The organism is Arthrobacter sp. HMWF013 (assembly GCF_003061105.1).
Taxonomy (GTDB): domain Bacteria; phylum Actinomycetota; class Actinomycetes; order Actinomycetales; family Micrococcaceae; genus Arthrobacter.
The window spans coordinates 1-1,593 of record NZ_QAIQ01000601.1 but is presented as its reverse complement, the minus strand read 5'-3'; the positions used below and the strand labels follow the sequence as shown (position 1 = coordinate 1,593).

Annotated in this window: 2 protein-coding genes; both read left to right on the top strand. The window is 64.9% G+C overall.

The annotated features are described in order from the left end of the window. On the top strand, positions 1-391 hold a 391-nt coding region (locus tag DBR22_RS20285), incomplete at its 5' end, for an NAD(P)H-dependent glycerol-3-phosphate dehydrogenase (RefSeq protein WP_375135001.1). A 2-nt stretch (positions 392-393) separates the two neighbouring features. After that, positions 394-1,542: a D-alanine--D-alanine ligase family protein gene (locus DBR22_RS20280; RefSeq protein ID WP_108600479.1), complete on the top strand. Its 1,149-nt coding sequence runs from the start codon at positions 394-396 to the stop codon at positions 1,540-1,542. Positions 1,543-1,593: the final 51 nt, after the last annotated feature.

Genomic DNA, 1,593 nt, shown 5'->3' with positions numbered 1-1,593 from the left:
GATGGGGGACAACACCAAGGCCTCCGTCATCACCAGGGGCCTGGCTGAAACCTCCAGGCTCGCTCTTGCCTTGGGCGGGGAGGCCCGGACCATGGCCGGACTGGCCGGGTTGGGGGACCTGGTGGCAACCTGCTCCTCGCCGCTCTCACGAAACCATACCGCCGGCCGGTTGCTGGGTCAGGGGCTCACCCTCGATGAGCTGGCCCTGAAGATGACCCAGACGGCCGAAGGGATCAAGTCAGGCCCGGCCGTCCACGAACTCGCGGGCAAGCTGGGCGTCGACATGCCTATTACCGCAGCCGTTGTAGCCGTTCTGGCCGGCAAACTTTCCGTAGACCAACTGGGGCCGCTGCTGCTGGCCCGGGACCTGAAACCCGAAGGCGATTACTGAGAATGTCCGACGAAAACCTGACTGCAACGGACGCTGCCTCCCCGGCGAAACCACGGGTGGCCGTGCTTTTCGGCGGCCGGTCCAGCGAACATGCGGTGAGCTGCGTAACCGCCGCCGGTGTCCTGGGCGCCATCAACAAAGACAAGTACGACGTCATTCCCATCGGCATCGCCAAATCCGGGCAGTGGGTGCTGGCTGCGGGGGACACCGCGCAGTGGTCGCTGACCGCATCGTCGCTACCCGAGGTCCAGCCGTCGTCGGAAACGGTCACCCTGGCGGAAATAGGCGGCGAGCACCAGCTGATCGTGGCTTCGCCGAATGCCGTGCCGCAGGAGCTGGGCACCGTGGACGTGGTGTTCCCGCTTCTCCACGGTCCGTTCGGCGAAGACGGAACCATCCAGGGGCTGCTGGAACTCTCCGATACCCGCTACGTCGGCGCCGGTGTACTCGCCTCGGCCGTTGGCATGGACAAGCACTACATGAAGGTTGTTTTCGAGGCCGCAGGACTGCACGTCGGACCGTACATTGCTGTTACGGACCGGCAGTGGATCAAGGATGCGGAATCTGTGCGCAAGCAGGTGGACCACCTCGGCTTCCCCGTTTTCGTCAAGCCTGCCCGGGCCGGCTCGTCAATGGGGATCTCCAAAGTTGACTCCATGGAAGAGCTCGACGCCGCCATCGAGGAAGCCCGCCGGCACGACCTCAAGCTGGTCATCGAGGCAGGCATCGTGGGGCGTGAAATTGAGTGCGCCGTCCTGGAAGGCCGCGGCACCGATGCTCCGCGGACGTCCATGCCGGGCGAAATCTCAGTGGCCGCAGGAAGCCACGAATTCTACGACTTCACCGCCAAGTACGTTGAAGACGACGCCGCCGCCCTGAGCTGCCCGGCCGACATCCCCGAAGAAGCCATTTCCCGCGTGCGCGAACTCGCCGCGGCGGCATTCGACGCGGTGGGAGCCGAGGGGCTCAGCCGCGTGGACTTCTTTTACACCCCCGACGGCGAACTGATCATCAACGAGATCAATACCATGCCGGGCTTCACGCCCAAGAGCATGTACCCGCAGATGTGGGCCGCCTCAGGGCTGGACTACGCGGACCTCATTGATGAGCTGATTTACCTGGCGCTGCACCGGAAGACCGGCCTGCGCTAGTCCCCACCGGCGCCCTAACCTCGCTCCGCTTCGGCCAGGGAACCCTGCCGG

Bases quoted from the DNA above. Each gene is read 5' to 3' on its own strand.
- DBR22_RS20280 (WP_108600479.1), top strand. From the start codon at position 394: ATGTCCGACGAAAACCTGACTGCAACGGACGCTGCCTCCCCGGCGAAA.